This is a genomic window from Desulfomonile tiedjei DSM 6799 (assembly GCF_000266945.1).
In the GTDB taxonomy this organism is placed as follows: Bacteria; Desulfobacterota; Desulfomonilia; order Desulfomonilales; family Desulfomonilaceae; genus Desulfomonile; species Desulfomonile tiedjei.
Window position 1 is genome coordinate 1,145,732 of the sequence record NC_018025.1, and the last position, 19,619, is coordinate 1,165,350.

The 19,619-nt window shown below is 49.1% G+C and carries 16 protein-coding genes; 6 read left to right on the plus strand and 10 right to left on the minus strand.

Features of this window, described 5'->3' with window-relative positions; genetic code table 11:
* Nucleotides 1-14: 14 nt before the first annotated feature.
* Nucleotides 15-905, minus strand: a complete 891-nt coding sequence (locus DESTI_RS04850; RefSeq protein ID WP_014808842.1) for a LysR family transcriptional regulator — start codon at nucleotides 903-905, stop codon at nucleotides 15-17.
* Between the two features lie 125 nt (nucleotides 906-1,030).
* Between DESTI_RS04850 and DESTI_RS04855 the strand changes: the two genes are divergently transcribed.
* Nucleotides 1,031-1,465, plus strand: coding sequence for a C-GCAxxG-C-C family protein (locus tag DESTI_RS04855; RefSeq protein ID WP_014808843.1), 435 nt, complete (start codon nucleotides 1,031-1,033; stop codon nucleotides 1,463-1,465).
* A 579-nt stretch (nucleotides 1,466-2,044) separates the two neighbouring features.
* Here DESTI_RS04855 and DESTI_RS04860 read toward each other — a convergent pair.
* Both DESTI_RS04860 and DESTI_RS04865 read right to left on the minus strand, forming a co-directional pair.
* Nucleotides 2,045-3,283, minus strand: a complete 1,239-nt coding sequence (locus DESTI_RS04860; protein ID WP_014808845.1) for an MFS transporter — start codon at nucleotides 3,281-3,283, stop codon at nucleotides 2,045-2,047.
* A gap of 414 nt (nucleotides 3,284-3,697) precedes the next feature.
* Nucleotides 3,698-4,666: a PstS family phosphate ABC transporter substrate-binding protein gene (locus DESTI_RS04865; RefSeq protein WP_014808846.1), complete on the minus strand. Its 969-nt coding sequence runs from the start codon at nucleotides 4,664-4,666 to the stop codon at nucleotides 3,698-3,700.
* A gap of 605 nt (nucleotides 4,667-5,271) precedes the next feature.
* Here DESTI_RS04865 and DESTI_RS04870 point away from each other — a divergent pair.
* From DESTI_RS04870 to DESTI_RS04895, 5 genes are all read left to right on the plus strand, one after another.
* Nucleotides 5,272-5,490 (plus strand): DUF5683 domain-containing protein, encoded by a 219-nt coding sequence (locus DESTI_RS04870; RefSeq protein WP_014808847.1) that lies wholly within the window; start codon nucleotides 5,272-5,274, stop codon nucleotides 5,488-5,490.
* 203 nt (nucleotides 5,491-5,693) lie between these two features.
* Nucleotides 5,694-6,149 (plus strand): YidH family protein, encoded by a 456-nt coding sequence (locus tag DESTI_RS04875; protein ID WP_014808848.1) that lies wholly within the window; start codon nucleotides 5,694-5,696, stop codon nucleotides 6,147-6,149.
* Between the two features lie 84 nt (nucleotides 6,150-6,233).
* Complete coding sequence (locus tag DESTI_RS04880; RefSeq protein ID WP_014808849.1) at nucleotides 6,234-6,623, plus strand: hypothetical protein; 390 nt, start codon at nucleotides 6,234-6,236, stop codon at nucleotides 6,621-6,623.
* Nucleotides 6,624-6,956 carry a YbjQ family protein gene (locus DESTI_RS04885; protein WP_014808850.1) on the plus strand — a complete coding sequence of 111 codons (333 nt, stop codon included), beginning with the start codon at nucleotides 6,624-6,626 and terminating at the stop codon, nucleotides 6,954-6,956.
* 978 nt (nucleotides 6,957-7,934) lie between these two features.
* Complete coding sequence (locus DESTI_RS04895) at nucleotides 7,935-9,230, plus strand: IS110 family RNA-guided transposase (RefSeq protein WP_014808525.1); 1,296 nt, start codon at nucleotides 7,935-7,937, stop codon at nucleotides 9,228-9,230.
* Between the two features lie 343 nt (nucleotides 9,231-9,573).
* On the opposite strand, the gene DESTI_RS04900 is transcribed toward DESTI_RS04895, so the two are convergent.
* The 7 genes from DESTI_RS04900 to DESTI_RS28455 all read right to left on the minus strand — a co-directional run bounded on the left by DESTI_RS04900 (nucleotide 9,574) and on the right by DESTI_RS28455 (nucleotide 19,156).
* On the minus strand, nucleotides 9,574-10,284 hold the full coding sequence (locus tag DESTI_RS04900) for a PilZ domain-containing protein (protein ID WP_014808852.1): 711 nt from the start codon (nucleotides 10,282-10,284) through the stop codon (nucleotides 9,574-9,576).
* Between the two features lie 283 nt (nucleotides 10,285-10,567).
* Nucleotides 10,568-11,368, minus strand: a complete 801-nt coding sequence (locus tag DESTI_RS04905; protein WP_014808853.1) for a methyltetrahydrofolate--corrinoid methyltransferase — start codon at nucleotides 11,366-11,368, stop codon at nucleotides 10,568-10,570.
* 26 nt (nucleotides 11,369-11,394) lie between these two features.
* Nucleotides 11,395-12,021, minus strand: a complete 627-nt coding sequence (locus DESTI_RS04910; protein ID WP_014808854.1) for a cobalamin B12-binding domain-containing protein — start codon at nucleotides 12,019-12,021, stop codon at nucleotides 11,395-11,397.
* Nucleotides 12,022-12,038: 17 nt separating this feature from the next.
* The gene (locus DESTI_RS04915; protein ID WP_014808855.1) at nucleotides 12,039-13,406 is read right to left on the minus strand and encodes a uroporphyrinogen decarboxylase family protein; all 1,368 of its coding nucleotides are present in this window, start codon (nucleotides 13,404-13,406) and stop codon (nucleotides 12,039-12,041) included.
* An 88-nt stretch (nucleotides 13,407-13,494) separates the two neighbouring features.
* Entirely contained in the window at nucleotides 13,495-14,715 is a 1,221-nt protein-coding gene (locus tag DESTI_RS04920; RefSeq protein WP_014808856.1) for an MFS transporter, read from the minus strand.
* A gap of 6 nt (nucleotides 14,716-14,721) precedes the next feature.
* The gene (locus DESTI_RS04925; RefSeq protein ID WP_014808857.1) at nucleotides 14,722-15,918 is read right to left on the minus strand and encodes an MFS transporter; all 1,197 of its coding nucleotides are present in this window, start codon (nucleotides 15,916-15,918) and stop codon (nucleotides 14,722-14,724) included.
* Nucleotides 15,919-16,579: 661 nt separating this feature from the next.
* A complete protein-coding gene (locus DESTI_RS28455) occupies nucleotides 16,580-19,156 on the minus strand; it encodes a PAS domain S-box protein (protein ID WP_014808859.1) in 2,577 nt (858 codons plus the stop codon).
* Between the last annotated feature and the right edge of the window lie 463 nt (nucleotides 19,157-19,619).

Below are 19,619 nucleotides of genomic sequence, written 5' to 3' on the forward strand. Positions count from 1 at the left end.
AATTAGTCATATGGTCAGATCGTCTTCAGCACTCTTCTCGTTGTCTCCATAAAGGCTGCCAGTGTCGGTGAGAGCCATCTGCCCTTATTCCAGACCATGAGCACTGCAACATCAAGCGAACCCTCTTCCCAGTTCAGCGGGACTAACGTCCTCTCTGCGATTTCGTCAGCAATTGCCATTTCCGGCAGCACTGTTACTCCCATGCCTTCGATCACGCAGCGCTTGAGGGTCTCCACACTGTGAAAAATGGGCGTGCTTCCCGGCACCACACGCTGTTCTTGCATTATCGCCTCAAATTGTCGCCTGTAGCTGCAATCGACTGTGGATAACAGCACCGTCTCCCCTTGCAGATCACGTGTTCGGACGAGCTTCTTCTTGGCAAGGCGATGAGTTGGTGATGCCACGAGCAGTATTGGCTCAAATCCAAGAGTCTCCGCTTCCACATCGGCTGAATAGGTGAATTCAGTGAGCAGAAACGCCAGATCGATTCCTCCTTTTTGCAAGTCCTTTACGACACTCTCGTGGGCACAAGAAGTCAGATGTAGCCTGACTGTGGGAAATCGTTCGTGGAACTCTTTGAGAACAGGCGTCAGCCTGTACGCGCCCAGAGATTGCGGAATCCTGATCACAAGCGATCCCCTCGGCTCCTTTTCGCCGCCGATTTCCGCGCGGGTTTCATCGGCCAGATCGATTATTTTCTCTGCGTACTGGATCAGGTGTTCCCCTGCCTCTGTGAGCAGAATATACCTTCCCATCCTGTCAAAGAGTTGCACACCAAGCTCGTCTTCAAGTGCCTGGACTTGGGCTGATATGCTGGATTGAGCGTAATTGAGGCGTTCAGCGGCCTTGTTGAAGCTCAGCAGTCCGGCAACTGTGAGAAAGGTCCGAAGGTGGCGAATCTCCATAAGTGCCTCCACTGATCGCAAGATCCGATCCGTGCCATCGAAACAAATCGTTTGAATCGATAATTAAAGAGCAATAATCTGCTTACCAGATAGATCTGAAATGTCAAGATAAGTGAGGAAACAAAATGGATAATGCAGCACGGACCGTGGATCTTTTCTTGAACGGAAGGATATGCTCTCAGGCCGTCCTCACCGTGTTCGGCGAACCATACGGATTGGACTCGGAGTTGGCCCAAAAGCTGGGACGACCGCTGGGAGGCGGCATGGGTAGGCTCGGTCGGACCTGTGGTGCGGTTACCGCGGCCATCCTGATTCTTGGTCTGGCGAAGGACCATGCGGACAAAAACGAGGCAAAACGTATCGCATTCGCTTCTGTTCAAGAGTTCGTTCGACGCTTTGAAGCGCTTCACGGGACAGTCGAATGCAAGAATCTACTCGGCGCGGACGTGAGCACTAAGGAAGGATTGAAGCAGATCCAGGAAGAGAAGCTGTTCGCCACGGTGTGTCCGAATTTCGTGGGAGATGCGGCAAATATACTCGATGAACTGCTGGCGATCTAACCCATTGCGAAAGGGTTCGGCACATAAAGTGCCTTTTCCTTGCGAAATCGCTTCTTTTCCTTTCTTGGAGAGAGAGCAGCACATGTGCACTGACTTTGATTTAGTTCTGCTCGTCGTAAGTGCATCGGGGGATTCAAAATCCCCCTTTTATAAAGGGAGATTAGGGTGTATTTTCAATAGCTTAGCCCCAACTCCCGCTTAGCCCCCTTTACGAAAGAGGGGAAAACCCAAATATGTTGCCGCCTGCGCGGCTGGAGAATTTGGCTCGACCCTCTATGCCATTAGTTCTGATTTCGCCATCCACTAGATCCCGTGGATGACCGTTGCAGGAGACCGGAATGTCTGTTTCCCTGCAGGCCGGTCATGTTGAGATTGCGTTCAATCTCTGTTTGTGGTAGAGTAAAAATTATTGTGCTGCTTTTTAATGGCTGATTTCGGTCGGCCCCAACGAAAGGAGCATTATGACGGAAGAACGAATAACGAGTAGAGTTTCGAAGTAGACTTTTTTTAACACTAGCCAGCCTGAAGCGGAACCGAAGGAATCGGTTCCGCTCTTCATTTTCGAACCCTGCTATAGGACTAACCCGTAATCTTCGCCTGAGGCTGTAACACCAGCCCTGATTGCTCTCTTGAACGGTTAGTCCACCAGATGAGCGCAACAGCCACGCACACAATGGCTATGGATGTGAATCCAAGCACCACAAATACGGCTTCGTTCCCCCAGTTTGCATTAATCCAGCCAGCGATCTTGACTCCAATAGAACCGACGCCGAAGGCCAGGATGAATTTCAAACCATACGCCGAATGCCTGAATTTTGAAGGGGTAAAGCGTGCGACCAGCGTGTTCTCCAGAGGCTGCATTCCCAGGAGGCAGAAGAAGTATAAGGATGAGGATGCAACCAGGCCGAAATTTGTTGTAAATGCCATGAGAAATGCCGCAGGAATGCACGTTGCATGAAAGACAAGGTAAGCATATCTCGTCTCGTACCGTGCTCCGGCAATTCCACCGCAATACTGACCTACCGCGCCGATAGTATAAACCAGGGCAGTTACCAGACTGGCCAAAAGATTCGGTGAAATATTTCCGCTCTGAGCACCGGGAAGCATATCCAGCAGTCCTTTAGCCTTTAGCTCAAGATACGCGTTCAAAATGACGGTCGAACCGCTGTACGCCAAGCCGGCAAGTAACATTCCGACGAGGAGAATGACAAATCCACCGATCATGCCATTCGAACCTGATTGCTTAACCGGTTCTCGGCTTACGCCCTCGGGAACCGTCAAGGACAACATCAGTGCTGCTCCCGCAAAATTTACCACGGCAACTGCCAAATACCCCGCCGTGGGACCCCAAAGCCAATTGAGAATCCCTGTGAGCAGAGGTCCCATGACTTGTCCGACACCGCCGGCCACCGCGTTCTGTCCCATTCCGCGGCTGATATTGCTCACTCCCTTTGATATCAATCCCATGCCTATGGGATGATAAATCCCGGAGAACAATCCCAGACTTGCAAGGGAAATGCTCAATAAAAACGGTGAGGTCATGGAAGCTGCGACTGCAATGCCGCTCAATCCGGATCCCACAAATAAAAGCATCATGAGCTTGCGGCCACCCAGACGATCGCCGAGCAATCCCCAGGGCAGAGCGCTTAGCCCGAAAAAGAGATAATGCAAAAACGATAATTCCACTACCTGAGCCATGGAGAGGCCCAATCGATCTGCAAGAGGCAGCACGAGAGCGGGAAAAACCATCATATTGTAATGAATAGCGAAGTGTCCTGCATTGGTGACGGCAAGTATCTTGCCCTCTGACGGATTCATTCTATAATCTCCAAATGTTGTGTATTCTCTTATTGATAATCCCTACATACGACAACCGGTTGGACTTGGATGGCGGGATTTCCAATCCGGCATTCTTAATTTATACAATCAATTATATTGGTTTAACAATAGAATGGTTCAGTGCGGCAGAATGTTTATAGAATATGATGGAATCAGGCATGTTCTCAGAGGATTGTTGAAAAAAAGCGTGAGAGGAACCTATTCCGGGTAGGAATCCTCCCACATAACTGGATGGAACTGGAAACTAATACCGATTCGCTTTTTTTCATAATCTGGGTGGCTGAAGTATCCTTCGCTTCGGACGATGCAAAGCCGTCTGATCACTCCACTCAGGACACCCCAGCCTTCGCGATCTTATGTGCACAACTGCGAAATGGTATGAGATACTCTTTGTTATTTGGTAATTCCGGCTTTCTTCATATCTTCTGCAGCCAATGTGCCGGAAACAGGATAGAAGCCGTCTTTAATAACTATCTGCTGGCCTTCTTTTGAGAAAATATACTTGATGAATTCTGCCATGAGGGGGTTCAAAGGTTCTTGTGGTTTGTGGTTGAAGTAGATGAACAGGAACCGCGCGAGCGGATAATCACCCGAATAAGCATTGTCGGCAGTGGCCTCGTAACATTTTTGTTCTTTTATAGCCAAAGGCACGGCTTTTACGTCGGCAGTCTTGTATCCGATACCGGAATAGCCGATAGCATACTTATCGGTAGCTATGGCCTGAACCACTGCAGATGAACCGGGCTGTTCTTTCACGGTATCTTTGTAATCGCCGTGAAACAGTGCAACATCCTTAAAGAAACCATATGTTCCGGAGGCAGAGTTACGGCCATACAGAGAAATCGGCTTGTCAGCCCATTCACCTGTGAGCCCCAAATCTCCCCAGGTCTTAATTTCTTTCTCGAGGCCGCCTTTGCGAGTTTTGGAGAAAATCGCATCAAGCTGTTTCAGAGTAAGACATTTGATGGGATTATCTTTGTTTACGAATACTGCCAGAGAGTCCACCCCAACTCTGATCAGAGATGGTTTGTAACCGAATTTCTTCTCAAAATCGTCAATTTCCTTTGACTTCATCGCTCTGGACATGGGGCCGAACTGAGCTGTTCCCTCGATAAGAGCGGGAGGTGCCGTGGATGAACCTTTGCCTTCAACAGAAATCTTGACAGACGGGTACTTGGCTCTAAAACCTTCGGACCATAGTGCCATAAGATTGTTCAGAGTGTCTGAACCGACAGATTTGAGATTCCCAGAGATTCCACTGACCGTCTGATATGCCTGCAGTTTAGGATCAAGATCTACTGCAAGAGCAGTCCCGGCCAGAACAAGCACTGCAATACAAGCCAAAAAATAAGATTTTCTCAAAGCCTTGCCTCCTCGTATGAGATGATTAGCACTCAACAAAGTGCTCTTAACGTGTTAGGAATCTGTGAGCATTGGAATAGAAAATAGTGAGATGTGTGGCGTCTTGTCATTAAAACATGTTTCTAATAGTACTTCTCATGTATGCCGCTGGACGAATGCGAGAATCTCTGCTATCGAACTCGAGAATTGTTGCATGCCTCTAAGTCAAAATGCGCTAATATTTTGTAATGTTCAGATCGGATGTAGGGTTTTTCCTTCAGTTTGATCTGATTTGCGCAATTCTCTATCAGGAGTAGCAGAAATATGTGTAAATGACTGGTCTTCTCGGTATAAATCGAATTTCGTATTCACTTCTTACAAGAAGGGCTTCCCAGATGTTCGCTCTTTGAATGCGAATGCGTATTATTGTATTATGCAGAGCGACATCATTTTTCTCCTTTACAACCGATTGTCTATTTCCAGGACGGTTTCAATGATTATCTTTTATGCAAGCGTTTCGTTTGAGTATCACCCTTTAGGTGAGCCGTCGTGACCTGAATGGTCCCAGATAAAAGGCAAGGGAAAAAAAAGCGCAACATAGCAGAAAGATTGAAGAGGAAATGCAGATGACACATGAAGGAACAGCGGCTGTGTTGAGCCTGATTATTCCGGGAATCGGTCAAATTTATAATGGAGATTATCTACGGGGCATCTTCTGGTTAATTATTACGCCCGGTTTCTGGATAGGTACGGGCGGAATTTTGGGATGGATATGCCATCTCATTGCATCATATACAGCTTACAATAGAGCAAGAAGATACGTTACCGGTTTGATTGTCCGTTAGTCTCGACTTAGTCCGCCGGGGTGGCTCGTGCACTTCGGCGTCACTGCACATTTGTTCTCTGCGATTTGCTGAGGCTGTTTCCTTGTAATTGTGGAGTTACGGGGTGGAAAAAATCTTCTTCCGCAATTGTGGTGTCTGTGACATGCTGGATCATTCCAACCCTGATTTACAATATCCAAAGATTTCATATATCGGAGAATGTTATGGACGAAAAAATCGGGTCAAATTCTTCTGACAAATTAGCGTGCCGCCCCCCCGCCATTCGGGAGGACGATCGCATATTCCTCGCGTGGCAGCGGAGTCACATGGCGAATGAAAGAACGTTTCTTGCGTGGTCCAGGACAAGTGTTTCGCTCTTAGCTTTCGGGTTCGTAATCGAACGTCTCGATCTGTTTCTCAAATATCAGATCCTTTTGGCAGGTGGACACCCACATGTTCCACAATCCCACGAAGTCATGTTCTTAAGTCTTGTTTCGTTCGGTCTTGCTGGGGTGCTGACTTTTATTTCCGGCCTACGATTCCTTCGTGTGAGAAGACATATCAATATGGGTGAGCCGGAGTACTCCGTAGCACCGGATATACTTGTAGTACTCTCTGTGATCGTAATCATAATCATCGCTATTGTTCTCTCAGTCCAGCGGTTAGCTCATGTAGTGTAGAAGCTAATACACGTATTCTTAACTTGACTTTTCTTTATAAATTCGATACCGTGGCGGAAATCTTGCATTCAGGAGAAAGCAGTTATGTCAAGGTCAGTGGGATTAGTGGTGGTTTTGGTTTTGAGTTCCATCCTGTTCGTGTTTGGCCAGGTTTTGGCCGGAACTCCATTCAACGACAAACAAAAAATAGGTCCGACTGAAGGGCTGGCAAAAGCTTTCAAAGCTGCCGACCAGTTGGCGGCATTGGAAAAAGGGTCAAGCAAACATACTGGAATAACTTCGTCAAAGAAAAGCAAATCAGCATCGAAATATTCCGGAAAGAAGAGTGCAACCAAAAAGTCTGCATTCTCCAAAGTAAAGAATTCTAAAAAGCACTCTTTCATCAAGAACAAGTACAGCAAGAAACCGGCTACGTCCAAGAAACGTTCTCACAAACACGATCGTAAGATCAAAACTGCAAAACGGTTTTCATAATTGCCTCAAGGGAATCTCCTGCTGAGCACCGCTGCAGTTGCACCGGACAACACCGAGATTCTGGGAATTGTCCAGGGTATTTGCGTTTTGAGTCGATCCATAGTCAGCGATATGGGGGCTGCTTTTCGGAATACCACCGGAGGAGAACTCAAAACATACACGGCCCTGCTGGACCAGGCGCTGAATGCAGCACGCGAACGGCTTCAGAAGAATGCCGCGGATATGGGAGCTGACGGAGTCTTCGGTATCAATCTCGCCTGCTCGAATGTAGCTACAGGAACCGCGGAAGTTGTGCTCATAGGTACCGCATTCAAGTTCATTTCCCAAATATAGCCTTATGGACGGGGAAATTCGGCATTTCCCTGTCCTTTCACATTAAAAGGGGGAAGGGCCTTTTGCATGAAGGGATCAACTTTCGATTGCCTGCACTGTGACATGGGGCCTATTATGTAAGAGAATTAACTTGACGTTATTCGTCTGAATTCCTTATTGTTAATCATTCTACCAAATAATGGAGTCAAGCTATTGCGACGGCTGCTGTATTCCGTTCTGCTGATCCTGATCGCTGCTTCTTTCGTTCACGCTTCTGACGCGTGTCCTCCCGGAGGCTGCGGGAGTGGCACGAACACTTCACAAGAATCCCAGTCCTATGGCCCGGTTATTCCGGCTGTGAAATCTTCGGTGTTCCGTGTCTGCTTCAGAGGCGTAGGAAAATCCTCTTGTAAGATCTGCCAACTCAAGGCTGCGAGCAATGTTCCAGAGGCAAATTGTTACGATTTTCCGTCGTCTCCGGAAGCACTTCGATTTTGGGATGCCAACTGCTGCGAATAGAATCGTCGCATTTCAAAAAAATGAATGTCCCATTCGTTTTCCGCTGGTCAGCTTACTGATCGGATATAATACGATATTGCCAAAATATGAAAAAGCCGAGTACCCTCGGAGTTAAGAACGACGAGTACCTCGTGAGACATGCGGGCAACCCTCGTGCCGTGTAGTTTCATAGCGTATAGTTAGTGCCAAAAATTTGGTCGTTTATCCCGCGTGTGGAATTACAGGATATTGGTAGGGACCGGCGTCCCTGCCGGTCCATTTTATGGATATCATTGATCATATTGAAGACGTGCCGGCACGGAGGCACGGCACCTACCAGTACCCCTGTCCTCAATCGGACATTAGTTTTGGCATTTCCTATAATACCAACTCCCATGGCGAAGAGCGCCACAACGAAGGATGAAAGTCCCTTGAACTGAGATGAGAGCATGGCTACCTGCCTAGTATGAGATGAAATCAAACAACACTAGGAGGCGTGTCATGCCCTCAAGAAACCAGAATAACACTACCATATCAGTCGTGCACGAGATATCGTGCGGATTGGACGTCCACAAAAATTCCGTGTCAGCGTGTCTGTTGTATTCAGACAGTTCCGGTACAGAGCAATCCGAAATGCGTGAGTTCCAAACATTCACAGATGACCTTATCAAACTCAAGGAATGGCTCCTGGAACGAGAGTGTCCTGTAATTGCGATGGAGAGTACAGGACCATATTGGACTCCTGTTCATAACGTCCTTGAAGATTCCGTCAAGGTTATCTTGGTGAATGCCCGACACATGAGAAATGTTCCAGGCCATAAGACCGACATCAGCGACAGCAGATGGCTAGCCGGACTCTTGCGTCACGGCCTGCTCAAGGCCGCCTTTATTCCTCCGAAACATCAAAGACAGTGGCGTGATTTGACCCGAATGAGAAGAAACTACAAAGAAGACCTCGGGGATTTCCAACGCCGCGTTCACAAGCTCTTTCAACAGTCAAACATTAAAATCGATTCCGTGGTATCCGACCTGTTCGGCGCAACGGGCCGCAACCTCATGAAACTCTTAATCTCAGGCGACAATTCCCCTACGATTTCCGAGGTTGAAAATTGTCTGAGAGGATCGCTGCAAGACAAGGCAGCGGAGCTCCATCGCTCTGTCCAAGGCTTCTTCGAGGCCCATCACCGGTTCCTGTTGTCTCTTTTGCTCAACACGATCGAAAACCTAGAGACCCAAATCTCTATCCTTGAATCCCGTATCAAGGAAGTAATGAGAGACGCTCAGGAAGCGATCCGGCGGCTCGAAGAGATTCCCGGTGTAGGCGCGGTTTCCTCCCATGCCATATTGGCCGAGATAGGCCCAACCCTGACTGAGTTCCCCACCGCCCATGCCCTCGCTTCCTGGTGTGGCCTCTCTCCCGGAAACAACCAAAGCGGTGGCAAGCGATTCAGTGGCAAGAGCCCTGTCAAAAAGAACCACCTAAAAACCATCATGGTTGAAGTAGCCTGGCCGGCAATCAAGGCACGAGGATCCTACTACCGGGCCAAATATTACGCCCTGAAAGCGCGCTTGGGGGCCAAAAAGGCCATAATCGCAGTAGCCCACAAAATCCTTAAAACCATTTACCATGTACTCAAATACGGAGTACATTTCAAAGATCTCGGAGAGACTTACCTGCTCGAAAGAAACCGAGAGGCCAAGATAAAATACCTTACCTGGCAAGCGTCTCTCATTGGGTACGAACTCGTACCCCTGGATCAACCGGCAGCAACAGCCCAAGCACCTATATTCACTTAGAAGCGCATCAAAGTCGAAACGCAAACTGAAGCCGTGAGCTCGAATACCAACATGACCAATCGCCGGCTGGCACAACAAACTGTCGGCTCCTTTCGGAGACCACGCATGGGAATCTTCTTAAACTTGCCGGCTTTCTCGAATGGAGATCAACCATGAACATAAGAAAACCTCAAACCCTTGCTGTGTAGCTCGGGACTTTCATGGGAATTGCTTTCAAAGCCGTAAAAGTTCTTGGGAAGGGTCTGCCCAGCCAGACCCTGGGTCACAAGAAGGGTTTCCCAGATTTTATCTCTTTGAATGCAAATCAGCATAGAAGTTGCCGTTATGCTTGCCATCCTATCTGTCAGTAATCAGTTTCGTTCAATAGCGAGTTCTTAATTAATGTTCTCAAGTTGGCGAGATCGTCCTCGGAAATTTCTTCTATGGAAAAACCCGAAACGCAGTCACCTTCTACTTGAATGTCGCTCCAACGACACTCGGCCCTGAGCAGGAACGGATCAACACCGAGGGATTGTTCAGGCGTGATCACGAAGGTCTTCAACTCCCCGGGTGAGCAGCTAATGCCCAAAATGCCGATGCCTTTTTCGGTAATATCCCGTATAGTTCCCTTATTTCCCGGACGTGAGGCATCGAATACGTCCACCTGAAAATCCAGATAATACCGCTCGAGCTCACGCACATTCAGCGGAGAAACACTGCCCGATTTGATGTCCAGGTCACCGAATAATTCGTCGGGTCTCAGGGCTCGCATGTTCATAAGTTTTTGGAGAAGAATGTAAAGTGCGTCATGGGAAAGGTCGTACTTTCTTGTCAGTTCAGCATCCGATAGACCGGCTCTAAAATCCTTGATAAACTCTTTCACCTTGACGCGTTTCCTGGGGCTTGCAGCCTTTCCCCCTGTGGGATCGGCAATCAGACCGAGTTCGGCAAGCTCTTGCATGAGATGCTTGAGTCCTTGTGGTGAAAGCCTATACTTCTTCATCAACTCCGATTCGTTCATCCCCGACTTGATGTCCCGGACGGCATCACGCGCGCTTATGTCTCTACCAGACAAGGTCACCTCACGTCATCATGTACTCTCTGTCCTAAAAATACTTTAATTCCAAGGATACCACAAATATATCGATAAACAAGAATAATCATCCGTCCTAAGTAACCATTCAGTTCTTGGTGGGTAAAATCCCCCCCGCCCCCCTTTACAAAAGGGGGGTAAAGAAGCAACGTACAATTCCCTCCTTAATAAAGGGGGGTTAGGAGGGTTTATAAAGTCGGAGGGTGCGTGATCGCAGGAGAAGATCTTCTCTATCCCGCATAACAGTGGATCGATTTGATTGAGTTTACACTTTCAACTTGCCGCTATTGTATGCACCTATATAGTTCATACAAAAACGATCCTTGTTTACCAGAGCCTCCGAAGCGTAAATAAGGGCTATCAGTTGGGCATCCAGAGGATCGGTAATCACTGCATCGAGCCCGTTCGCAACGCTCATTACCACAAAAGCCCGGTTGAGATGACGCCGCTCGGGAAGTCCGTAAGACACGTTGCTCAATCCGCTCACGAAGTGTAACCCGGGAAATCTGCGTGATAATTCCCGCATGACCTCCAACGTGTCGACAACCGTCTCGGGGCTCGTTGCAAGAGTGCGCACGAGGGGGTCCAGATAAATGTCCTCAACAGGAACACCGTCCTTTATGAGGCGGTTGATGAGCGAATCGCCGACTTCCAAAGCCATTTCCTTGGTAGACGGTAATCCGCGGTCATCATTGCACAGAGCAACAATTCCGGCATTATACTGTTTTATCAGCGGCAACACACTCCTATAACGATTCGTTTCGCCGCTGATGGAATTGATCAAAGGTTTTCCTTTGTGTTCCGCAAGTCCTGCCGCCAGTGCCTCTGAATTGGCGCTGTCGATGCACAACGGAAGCTCGGTCGCCTCCTGGACGATCTTCACCATCCATCTCATGGTCTCCGGCTCTTCAGATGCCGGAACGGTGCCGCAGTTGACGTCCAGAGCATGGGCACCCGCCTGCTCTTGTGCCCTCGCGACCTCCTGAATGTGGGAAACATCTTTCCCTTTTATTGCCGCGTCTATGCTTTTGCGAGTGGCGTTTATTTTTTCACCTATGATGAACATTTTTTCCTCACTGGACCAGGAGACCGTTAACTGTAGATTTCCTTGCAGATGCGAACACCTGCCACCGCATCCAGGGCGTAGTAGTCTGCACCTGCATATTCCCGGACCTGCTCGTTAACGGGTGTTCCGCCGACGATTATCTTCACCTTGTCCCTCAGTCCGGCAGCGCTCACAGCATCCACTACTTCTTTCATGACAGGATACGTGAAATTCAGAAGCGCACTTAATCCTAAGGCTTTCGCGCCGGAATTCTTTACTGCTTCCACAAATTTCTCCGTCGGAACATCCACACCGAGATCGATAACGTCAAAACCGGAACCCTTCAACAGGGTAATAACAATATTCTTCCCTATATCGTGAATGTCTCCTTTGACGGTTCCAATGATGACTTTTTCGCCGGACCCCCCTGAGGTTTGAATTCCGGCAAGGAGAGGATCAAGCTTCTTCATCACCTGCTTGAGGATCTCTGCCGAATAAATAAGCTGACTTATGAAGTACTTTTGTTCTGAAAAGAGTTCTCCGACTTTGATCATTCCGTCATTGCATTCCTGTATGATCTCCAGAGGGTTGACTCCTTCGGCTATTTGCTTGTCAATAAGCTCATATACCTTCTTTTCTTCCAGATTGGCCAATGCCTGAGCAAGATCTCCCATTGTTGTTGTCTCCTATCTTAAAGAGTCCACTGCCACATGAAGGTGTGGGCCATGGATTCGAGTTGTTCCCAGTTTTTCTTGATGAGGTTTTCATCTCCCTGGATTGTTCCCAATTCCGCTTTCTTGGTTTCCCAGGGAGTGAGAACTCTGCGGGGCTTCAGCGCTTCAAGCTTACCGGCAGGTGGAGCAGTTTTGGGTTTCGCCTTGACAGTCTTGTCGTGCCATCCATATTCCATGACTGCTTCGACCATTGCTCGGAAATTCTCCGGCTTTGCATCGTAAGGGAACGAACATCCTCCGCTTATGATGTATCCTCCTCCCTGTCCTACAGTCTGGCACAGCTCTCGCACATGTTCCCGCACTTGATCGGGTGTCCCCAGGATCAACATGGAATCCTGAACACCTCCGGCAATGCACTGATAACCTCCCAGATCCTTCTTTGCCTGATATATGTCTCCCTGATTGTCAATATCGCAGAGAACTCTGCCTTTCGGCATTTCGCGCATGTGGTGCCAAAACTTTCCCCAGTCCCCTTCAAGGTAGGCTCGAATGTTGTATCCGGCGTCGATAATGATCTCCATCACCTTCTTAAAGGAAGGCCAATAGAAGGTGTCAAACTGATCGGGAGACATGAAGATCGCTTTGTGAAGTGGTACGAAAATGGGATATCGCTTCAGCGGATCTGCCATAGAAAGCGCCAGATGAGCCATTTCCTGAACGAGCACATCACATGCGGCCAGTACTTTGTCAGGCTGCCGGAACATATCCATAAACGTGCCTGTCATGCCTCTCATTGCATCCGCAAGGGCATCAAAAGGTGTAAGGAAGAATCCCGACATAGGTTGTGGCATTCCGCATTGCTGTTCCAGGACCATGCCGCGAGTGCGCATGACACCGCCAAACATGACCTGAGCCATTCCTGCCTTCAGCATTGCCACGTACGAACGGCCGGTGCCCTTGTTTCCGAGCTCTCCGAGGATCCTGGGTAAGAGTATGTCTATCATGAACCCCGGGGGGTCATTGATGAGATCGTCATACTCGTCTTCCTTCATGTAGTCTGTTTCTACGAACTGAAACTGAGTATCTGGCGCAAGATCTCTTCCGGGAAGCCGGTACGTCTTGACGTCGAGAGCATCAAACAACGGTCCGTACACCCGATTGTCTCTGAGCACATCCACTTCCGGAAAATCCTGGCAGAATTTTACTTCCGCTTGCAGCCATTTTTCAGGGTCGTAAATGGTTTCTTGCTTCGTGTTTCCGGAATAGACTTCTGCAAAGTAGTTGCTCCCGGAAGCAATGGGGATGCGATCGTGGGGTTCCAGGGCAATTGCAGCGTGGTATCGCCCCAATCTTTCTTCAAAAAGCTTCTTCATCTCTTCGGACATCTGTGTCCTCCTCAAAGATATTCTTAGTTTTATGTGAGCAGCATGTTCTCGCCTGGTGTTAATGCCGTCCCTCCTTGAGAAGGGTTGTCTATGCAATCCTCATCGCTTCATCCTGTCGTACGGGCAGCATTAGCAGAATCCCCACAAGAGGACCGGCGGCCATCATCCACCAAACGATCGAAAAACTCTGAGTAACGTCAATGGACCATCCCAAAATGAACGGCCCGATCATGGAGGCAAATTGGAACACAAAATTCGATGTTCCATTGGCAGTTGCAGCCCATTCTCTTCCCGCGAATTGGGAAATGAGAACTGTGAGCTGAGGGTTTGCAATATAGGATGTGAATCCCAGAATAAAGCCTGTCACGGATAAGAGACCAAGGGTGTCCTGATATCCGAAAACTACGCAGAGAGGTGCGGACACCAAGTACGCACCTACCACCAGCCACTTTCTCTGCCCCGTCCAGTCGGAAACAAACCCGGACAAAAGCGGAGCGATAATTCCACCCACTCCATACGACATCATCACGTAGCCTGCTTCAGCAACTGAAAAGCCCAGCTTCTTAATATGTGCATTGGCCCATGTTGCAGTCCCGAGTTCCAACCACATGAGACAGAAACCCGATAATGCAGTGAGAATGAGTCCTCTGCTCCTTGCTATGACTTTGAACCCGCCCAGAAGAGTCTTTTCCTGGGATTTTATGAGACCGCTCGATCGCATAAGCAGCAGAACCAAGATGCCTGCGGTAAGTGTGAGAAATCCCACAGACTTGAAAGCACCTTGCCAACCCACGAGAGCATTCAATGAGGGAACGAACAGGTTTGTCATTAAGATGCCACCCGATGGAGCGGCCAGGAATACCCCGAAAGCTCTTCCTCGTTCATTGGGAGGGAACCATTCCATGAGCGCGAGTGAACAAGAGGCGTACACTGCACCAGCTCCGAGACCTGCAATCACCCTGAGAATGAAACCTGTTTCATACGAATTCATGAACCCCATCGAACTGGTGGAAATGCCTTCGAGGATAAGACTGACCCCCAGGATAACCCTTACTCCGAAGCGGTCAGAAAGCACTCCGGCAGGTATCTGGGTGACTATGTATCCCATGTAAAAAGCACTCATGTATGCACCGGCCTGACTCATGCTGATGCCCAGTACAGGAACTACAACGGGAATGAGTGGAGGCCAGGTAAATCGCGTGATGAATGTGAAGAGAAAACAGCAAACGCACAATCCGAGAATTACCCACCTGTACGGCATTGCAGGTGAAAGCTCGGCACTATCAATATGTTGCACTACGTTTGTCATGTGCTGCTAGTCTCTTCTGTTTTCGGGGTTTACGGGAAGCATGCAGAGTATACCTACCACCGGGCCTGCAGCCATGATCCACCACACGGTAGAGAAGACTCCAGTCACGTCGATAGCCCATCCCATAATGATAGGGCCGATTGTGGGAGCCAGTTGGAACAGGACGTTCGAGCTTCCATTGGCAAGCGCAGCAAATTGCTTACCCGCAAATTCCGAAACAAAAATAGTGAGATGGGGATTGGCGAAGTAGGAACAGAATCCGAACAAAAATCCCGTAACGCACAGCATCGTCAGGTCGGTTTGATAGCCGAATATGACTGTCATCGGTGCAATCACGGCAAGAGAACCCAGGTAGATCCACTTCCTGTGGCCGATCTTATCCGAGAGCCAACCCGATATGGCTGGAGAAATCAAACCTCCTATACCGTAAAACATCATCACCGATCCTGATGCGGCAAGGGTGTGACCGAGTTTCTTGATGTGAGCAATGGCCCATGTAGCGGTGCCGAGTTCCACCCACATAAGGCAAAAGCCTGAGAGTGCCGTCAAGAGGATGTCTCTGTTTCCGAAGACGACTTTAAAACCTGCAAACATGTTCGCTGAAGTCGTTGTGGTCTCGGAGGATCGAACGAGAAAGAAAATGACAACACCAATGAGGATTGTGGCCACACCGACTGTTTGAAAAGCACCTTGCCAGCCAATCCAGGAGTTTAATGGAGGGACAATGACGCTTGATAGAAGAATCCCGCCGGAGGGGCCGGCTAACATGATCCCGAAAGCAATTCCTCTTTCCTTCGGCTGAAACCATTCCATCAACGAACGGGCGCATGCTCCATATACTGCTCCAGCTCCGAGGCCGGTGATGAAGCGGAGTGCGAAACCAGCATCATAGGTGGTGATGTAGCCCATCCCGAAAGTGGTAAGACCTTCGATGATGAGGCTGGCAGCGAGTATGAAGCGGACTCCAAAACGGTCCGCCAGGAGTCCGGCAGGAATCTGGGTAATAATGTACCCGAAATAAAAGGCCCCCATGAAAGCTCCAGCCTGAGCCATTTTCATGTTCAGAACCGGAACGACTACAGGGATCAACGGAGGCCAGGTGAATCGCACGATAAACGTGAACAAGAAACATGCAAACATCATGGCGAGAATAACCCACCGATAGGGAACCGACTCAACAGATTGTGTAGCTGAACTTTGCACGGCATCCTCCATTGCGTTTGCAGGTACCTGAACCCATGAACCGATTCAGATCCTGCGTTTTGGACAAACGTGTACGGCTAACCGGTTACCGAAATGTACAGGAGACCGGCTATGTTAATGGCAGCAAGTCTTTTTCAGTTCGTGCACGGAACTATGCTGCATTCAATCTGTGGGGATCTCATGAATGTCGATCGAAGCACCTGCAATCACGGAAAGCAAAAGGAGTGCCATCGAAAACCTGGAAGGCTAGAATAACTATTGCACCATTAAACCGGGAAGTTAGGACGGGAGGTTAGACAAGGAACCGCAAGCCGTTGATGGGGTTTCCTGGAGAGCCAATGTGCTGTACCCGCACATTCCGGCAAGCTCGAAGCTGACAAGTTGAAATCAGATGTGATTACCGCGTGCCGAAGTAGCCCATGTACAATTTTGAATGGGCTACTTCGGCACATTCTGTTTTCTGCACTCTCGAAATAGGAGATCTTTGGACAAGAAAGGGCTCTGTCCGATTCAAATCCCCCCAGCCCCCCTTTACGAAAGGGGGGTAAGAGGCAATATCTTAATTCCCCCTTTATTAAAGGGGGTTAGGGGGATTTTTCGACTAACATCTGGCCTGAGGTCCGGTCATTTGTTTTGGCAATGACTATATTTCCGATAGCTATCAGAGCTGCAGAGTTTTCATCTGTCGTCGTAAGGTGTACCGCGATACTCCCAGCAAACGCGACGCTTCCTGCTTGTTCCCGCCGGATCTTGACAGGGCTTCCAGGACAAGGTTTCGGCGAATGTCGGTCACCACTTCTACAAGGGACGGCATCGGAGGAAAATGGATCGTCCAGGACCGCAGCGATTTTTCGGGAGCTTCGCAATTGAGGAAATCGAATTTCAGCTCTCGTCCCTCTGAGACTATGACAGCTCGCTCGAGAACATTTCGGAGTTCTCGAACATTCCCCGGCCACTTGTATGCACAAAGCTTGACCATATCGTCATGGGTAATTGCAGGCGTTCCCGGCAACTGAAGCTCCTGGGCCAAATGAGAGATGATGCGACTGACCAGGTTGGGAATATCGTCTATACGTTCCTTCAGAGAAGGCACTCGTATGGAAAGCACATTGAGTCGATAATAGAGATCGTGGCGAAAGCGGCCCTTTGCCACTTCTTCTTCCAGGTGGCGATTCGTGGCTGCAATGAGTCGCGCACTGACGATTACGGATTTTTCGCCGCCCACACGGGTGAATGAACGGGTGTCGAGAAACGTGAGCAGTTTTGCCTGAAGATGCAGGGGCAGCTCTCCTATTTCATTCAAGAGCAGGGTTCCGCCTTCCGCAAGTTCAAGGAGACCTCGTTTTCTCCGTTTTGCTCCGGTGAATGCACCTGCCTCGTGACCGAAGAGTTCCGATTCAGCCAGTTCCGGCGGAATTGCAGCACAGTTTATGGCATAGAACGGGCCGCTTGCGCGGCGGGAATTATCGTGGATAAAGCGAGCCAGATGGTCTTTGCCTGCTCCACTTTCACCGGTAAGCAGGATGATGATGTCAGTTTTTGCAGCCATACGAGCTTCGGCAAGAGTCCACCGCATAGCTGACGAAGGTCCTTCTTCCACGGTGACGGTTTTCACGGGACCCGTCTTCGTTCTCTCGGTAATATTTCGCGAAATGCCGCAAATTCCCACGATGCTGCCGTGCTCATTGCGCATGGGAGCCCTGATATCGAGGAATGTCATGGGGATTCCTCTGACAGGTCTGGTATGCTCCGCCTCGATTATCTCTCCCGCCAAGACACGGAGATCCAATTGGTTCAGATGATCCGCGGGTTCAGGGCCGAACAAGTTCTCGTCTGTACTCTTCATAATCACGGAGGCCGGTAATTCCAGGAGGTTCTCCATGGATGGATTGACCAGAGTGTACCTGAGATTTCTATCTTTGATGAAGACACAGTCCTTGGCAGTCTCGAAAATGGCTCGGAAGCGCTCTTCACTTTCCTTCAGAGCTTCTTGCGTGCGTGCCCGTTCGGCAATTTCGCTTTTCAGCCTTTCATTGGCTTCGGCAAGTTCCGCTGTACGATCCAGAACCCGCTGCTCCAGCTCGTCGTTCGCCTTCTGCAATGCCTCCTCAGCTTTTTTCCGATCGGAAATGTCAACGATAATTGCTACCGACTGCACTCGATTATCAGGGTGTGGGATGCCGGCAATGGAAACGTCTCCCCAGAACATGGAACCATCCTTACGGAAATAACGTTTCTCGAGTCGGTATGAGTCCAATTCCCTACGAAAAAGCGACGCTGCCTTATCTCTGGAAACGTCGAAAAATTCAGGGACCGTTATATCCAGATGGGTCAATTCCAGAGCTTCACTCCTGCTGTATCCGAACATCCGTTCGAATGCGGGATTGACTTCAACGAATTTTCCCTGGTGATCGGTGGATGCAATGGCTTGTGCTGCTTTGTTATACAAAGCGCTGATGAGTGCATCCCTCTCTTTGAGAGCTTCCTGGGCTTTCTTTGCTTCCGTTATATCCGATATGATGCCTACGGCGGCTCCAATCTGGCGATCCAGACCTCGCACAGGGCTGACGCTCAGGTCGCCCCAGAAGGAAGTGCCGTCCTTGCGAACGTACAGTTTTTCCATGCGGTAAAAATCGAGATCTCCTCTGATCAGTGCAGTAAGTTTCTCTTCCGATATGGTGAGAAAATCGGGGTGAGTTACATCCAGGTGCGACATTCCAAGCGCTTCTTCGGCTGTGTACCCGAACATTCTCTCCCACGCCGGATTCACCTGGGCATAGTGACCCTTATCATCGGTAAGCACAATTGCCTGAGCAGCATTATCAAGAGTAGCTCGAAAGCGGGCTTCCAGCTCATGCAAAGCCTCTTCCAATCGGCTGGTGTGCGTGACATCCCGAGCAATGGTTACCTGAGCTTTTCTCCCATCCAGCCAATCTATATCAAGCTCTTGGACTGCAAATTTCCGGCCGGCTTTCGTGATCCGATATTCGGAATCACCTTCCAATGGGGGAACAAGTGACTCAGGTTTCTTCCACAGACTACCCGGCGCAGAAGACGAGTATTCGTGTGCGATGCTTTCCGATTCTGCCAAAATCTTTTCTGCCCGAGAATTTGCGAACAGAAGCTGCTTGTTTTCCGCATCAACTACCCACACGGCAGCGTCGAGATTTTCCAGGAGAAGTATGAAGGACGGGGAGACCGGATCGGAAAATTCTGATTTTGAGGCGAGTACTTTCATTTTCTTTCTTTTCAGTTGCGACAACGTATTGCAAAAGGGTGCGACTTTCGGAACCAATCAGCCGCTTTTTCAGTATATCGAAAAGTGCTATGGCTTCAAAGTGTCCATGATTTCATTTGAGATGAAGTTGAAGTGAAGTATAAACGGGGGAGGCACATCTTGTGCGCTGACTTAGAGTGTTTTCGCTTTGTTATTCAGGGGAATCCGCGAGAAGCGGGAAAAATAGGCCGACGATTTATCGCCGATTAAGGAAAAAACTCATGATTTTAGAGCTATGTAGGGACGGCTGACACACAAATTCGGCAATGAATTACCGGGCTATTGTCTTTAGTCCCTGAGGGACAAAGAACTGCAGCAAAATTAGCACCTATGATTGGGTGGGCGAACTGAAGCTTAAACGGCAAGAAGGGTGACGCAAATCGCTTCGTTTGAGCAAACGGATATGAGCCCAAGAGGTCTCCTC

What these genes read in the sequence shown, in the direction of transcription:
- DESTI_RS04850 (WP_014808842.1), bottom strand. Translation starts at nt 905, where the DNA reads ATGGAGATTCGCCACCTTCGGACCTTTCTCACAGTTGCCGGACTGCTG.
- DESTI_RS04855 (WP_014808843.1), top strand. Translation starts at nt 1,031, where the DNA reads ATGGATAATGCAGCACGGACCGTGGATCTTTTCTTGAACGGAAGGATA.
- DESTI_RS04860 (WP_014808845.1), bottom strand. Translation starts at nt 3,283, where the DNA reads ATGAATCCGTCAGAGGGCAAGATACTTGCCGTCACCAATGCAGGACAC.
- DESTI_RS04870 (WP_014808847.1), top strand. Translation starts at nt 5,272, where the DNA reads ATGACACATGAAGGAACAGCGGCTGTGTTGAGCCTGATTATTCCGGGA.
- DESTI_RS04875 (WP_014808848.1), top strand. Translation starts at nt 5,694, where the DNA reads ATGGACGAAAAAATCGGGTCAAATTCTTCTGACAAATTAGCGTGCCGC.
- DESTI_RS04880 (WP_014808849.1), top strand. Translation starts at nt 6,234, where the DNA reads ATGTCAAGGTCAGTGGGATTAGTGGTGGTTTTGGTTTTGAGTTCCATC.
- DESTI_RS04895 (WP_014808525.1), top strand. Translation starts at nt 7,935, where the DNA reads ATGCCCTCAAGAAACCAGAATAACACTACCATATCAGTCGTGCACGAG.
- DESTI_RS04905 (WP_014808853.1), bottom strand. Translation starts at nt 11,368, where the DNA reads ATGTTCATCATAGGTGAAAAAATAAACGCCACTCGCAAAAGCATAGAC.
- DESTI_RS04910 (WP_014808854.1), bottom strand. Translation starts at nt 12,021, where the DNA reads ATGGGAGATCTTGCTCAGGCATTGGCCAATCTGGAAGAAAAGAAGGTA.
- DESTI_RS04915 (WP_014808855.1), bottom strand. Translation starts at nt 13,406, where the DNA reads ATGTCCGAAGAGATGAAGAAGCTTTTTGAAGAAAGATTGGGGCGATAC.
- DESTI_RS04920 (WP_014808856.1), bottom strand. Translation starts at nt 14,715, where the DNA reads ATGACAAACGTAGTGCAACATATTGATAGTGCCGAGCTTTCACCTGCA.
- DESTI_RS28455 (WP_014808859.1), bottom strand. Translation starts at nt 19,156, where the DNA reads ATGAAAGTACTCGCCTCAAAATCAGAATTTTCCGATCCGGTCTCCCCG.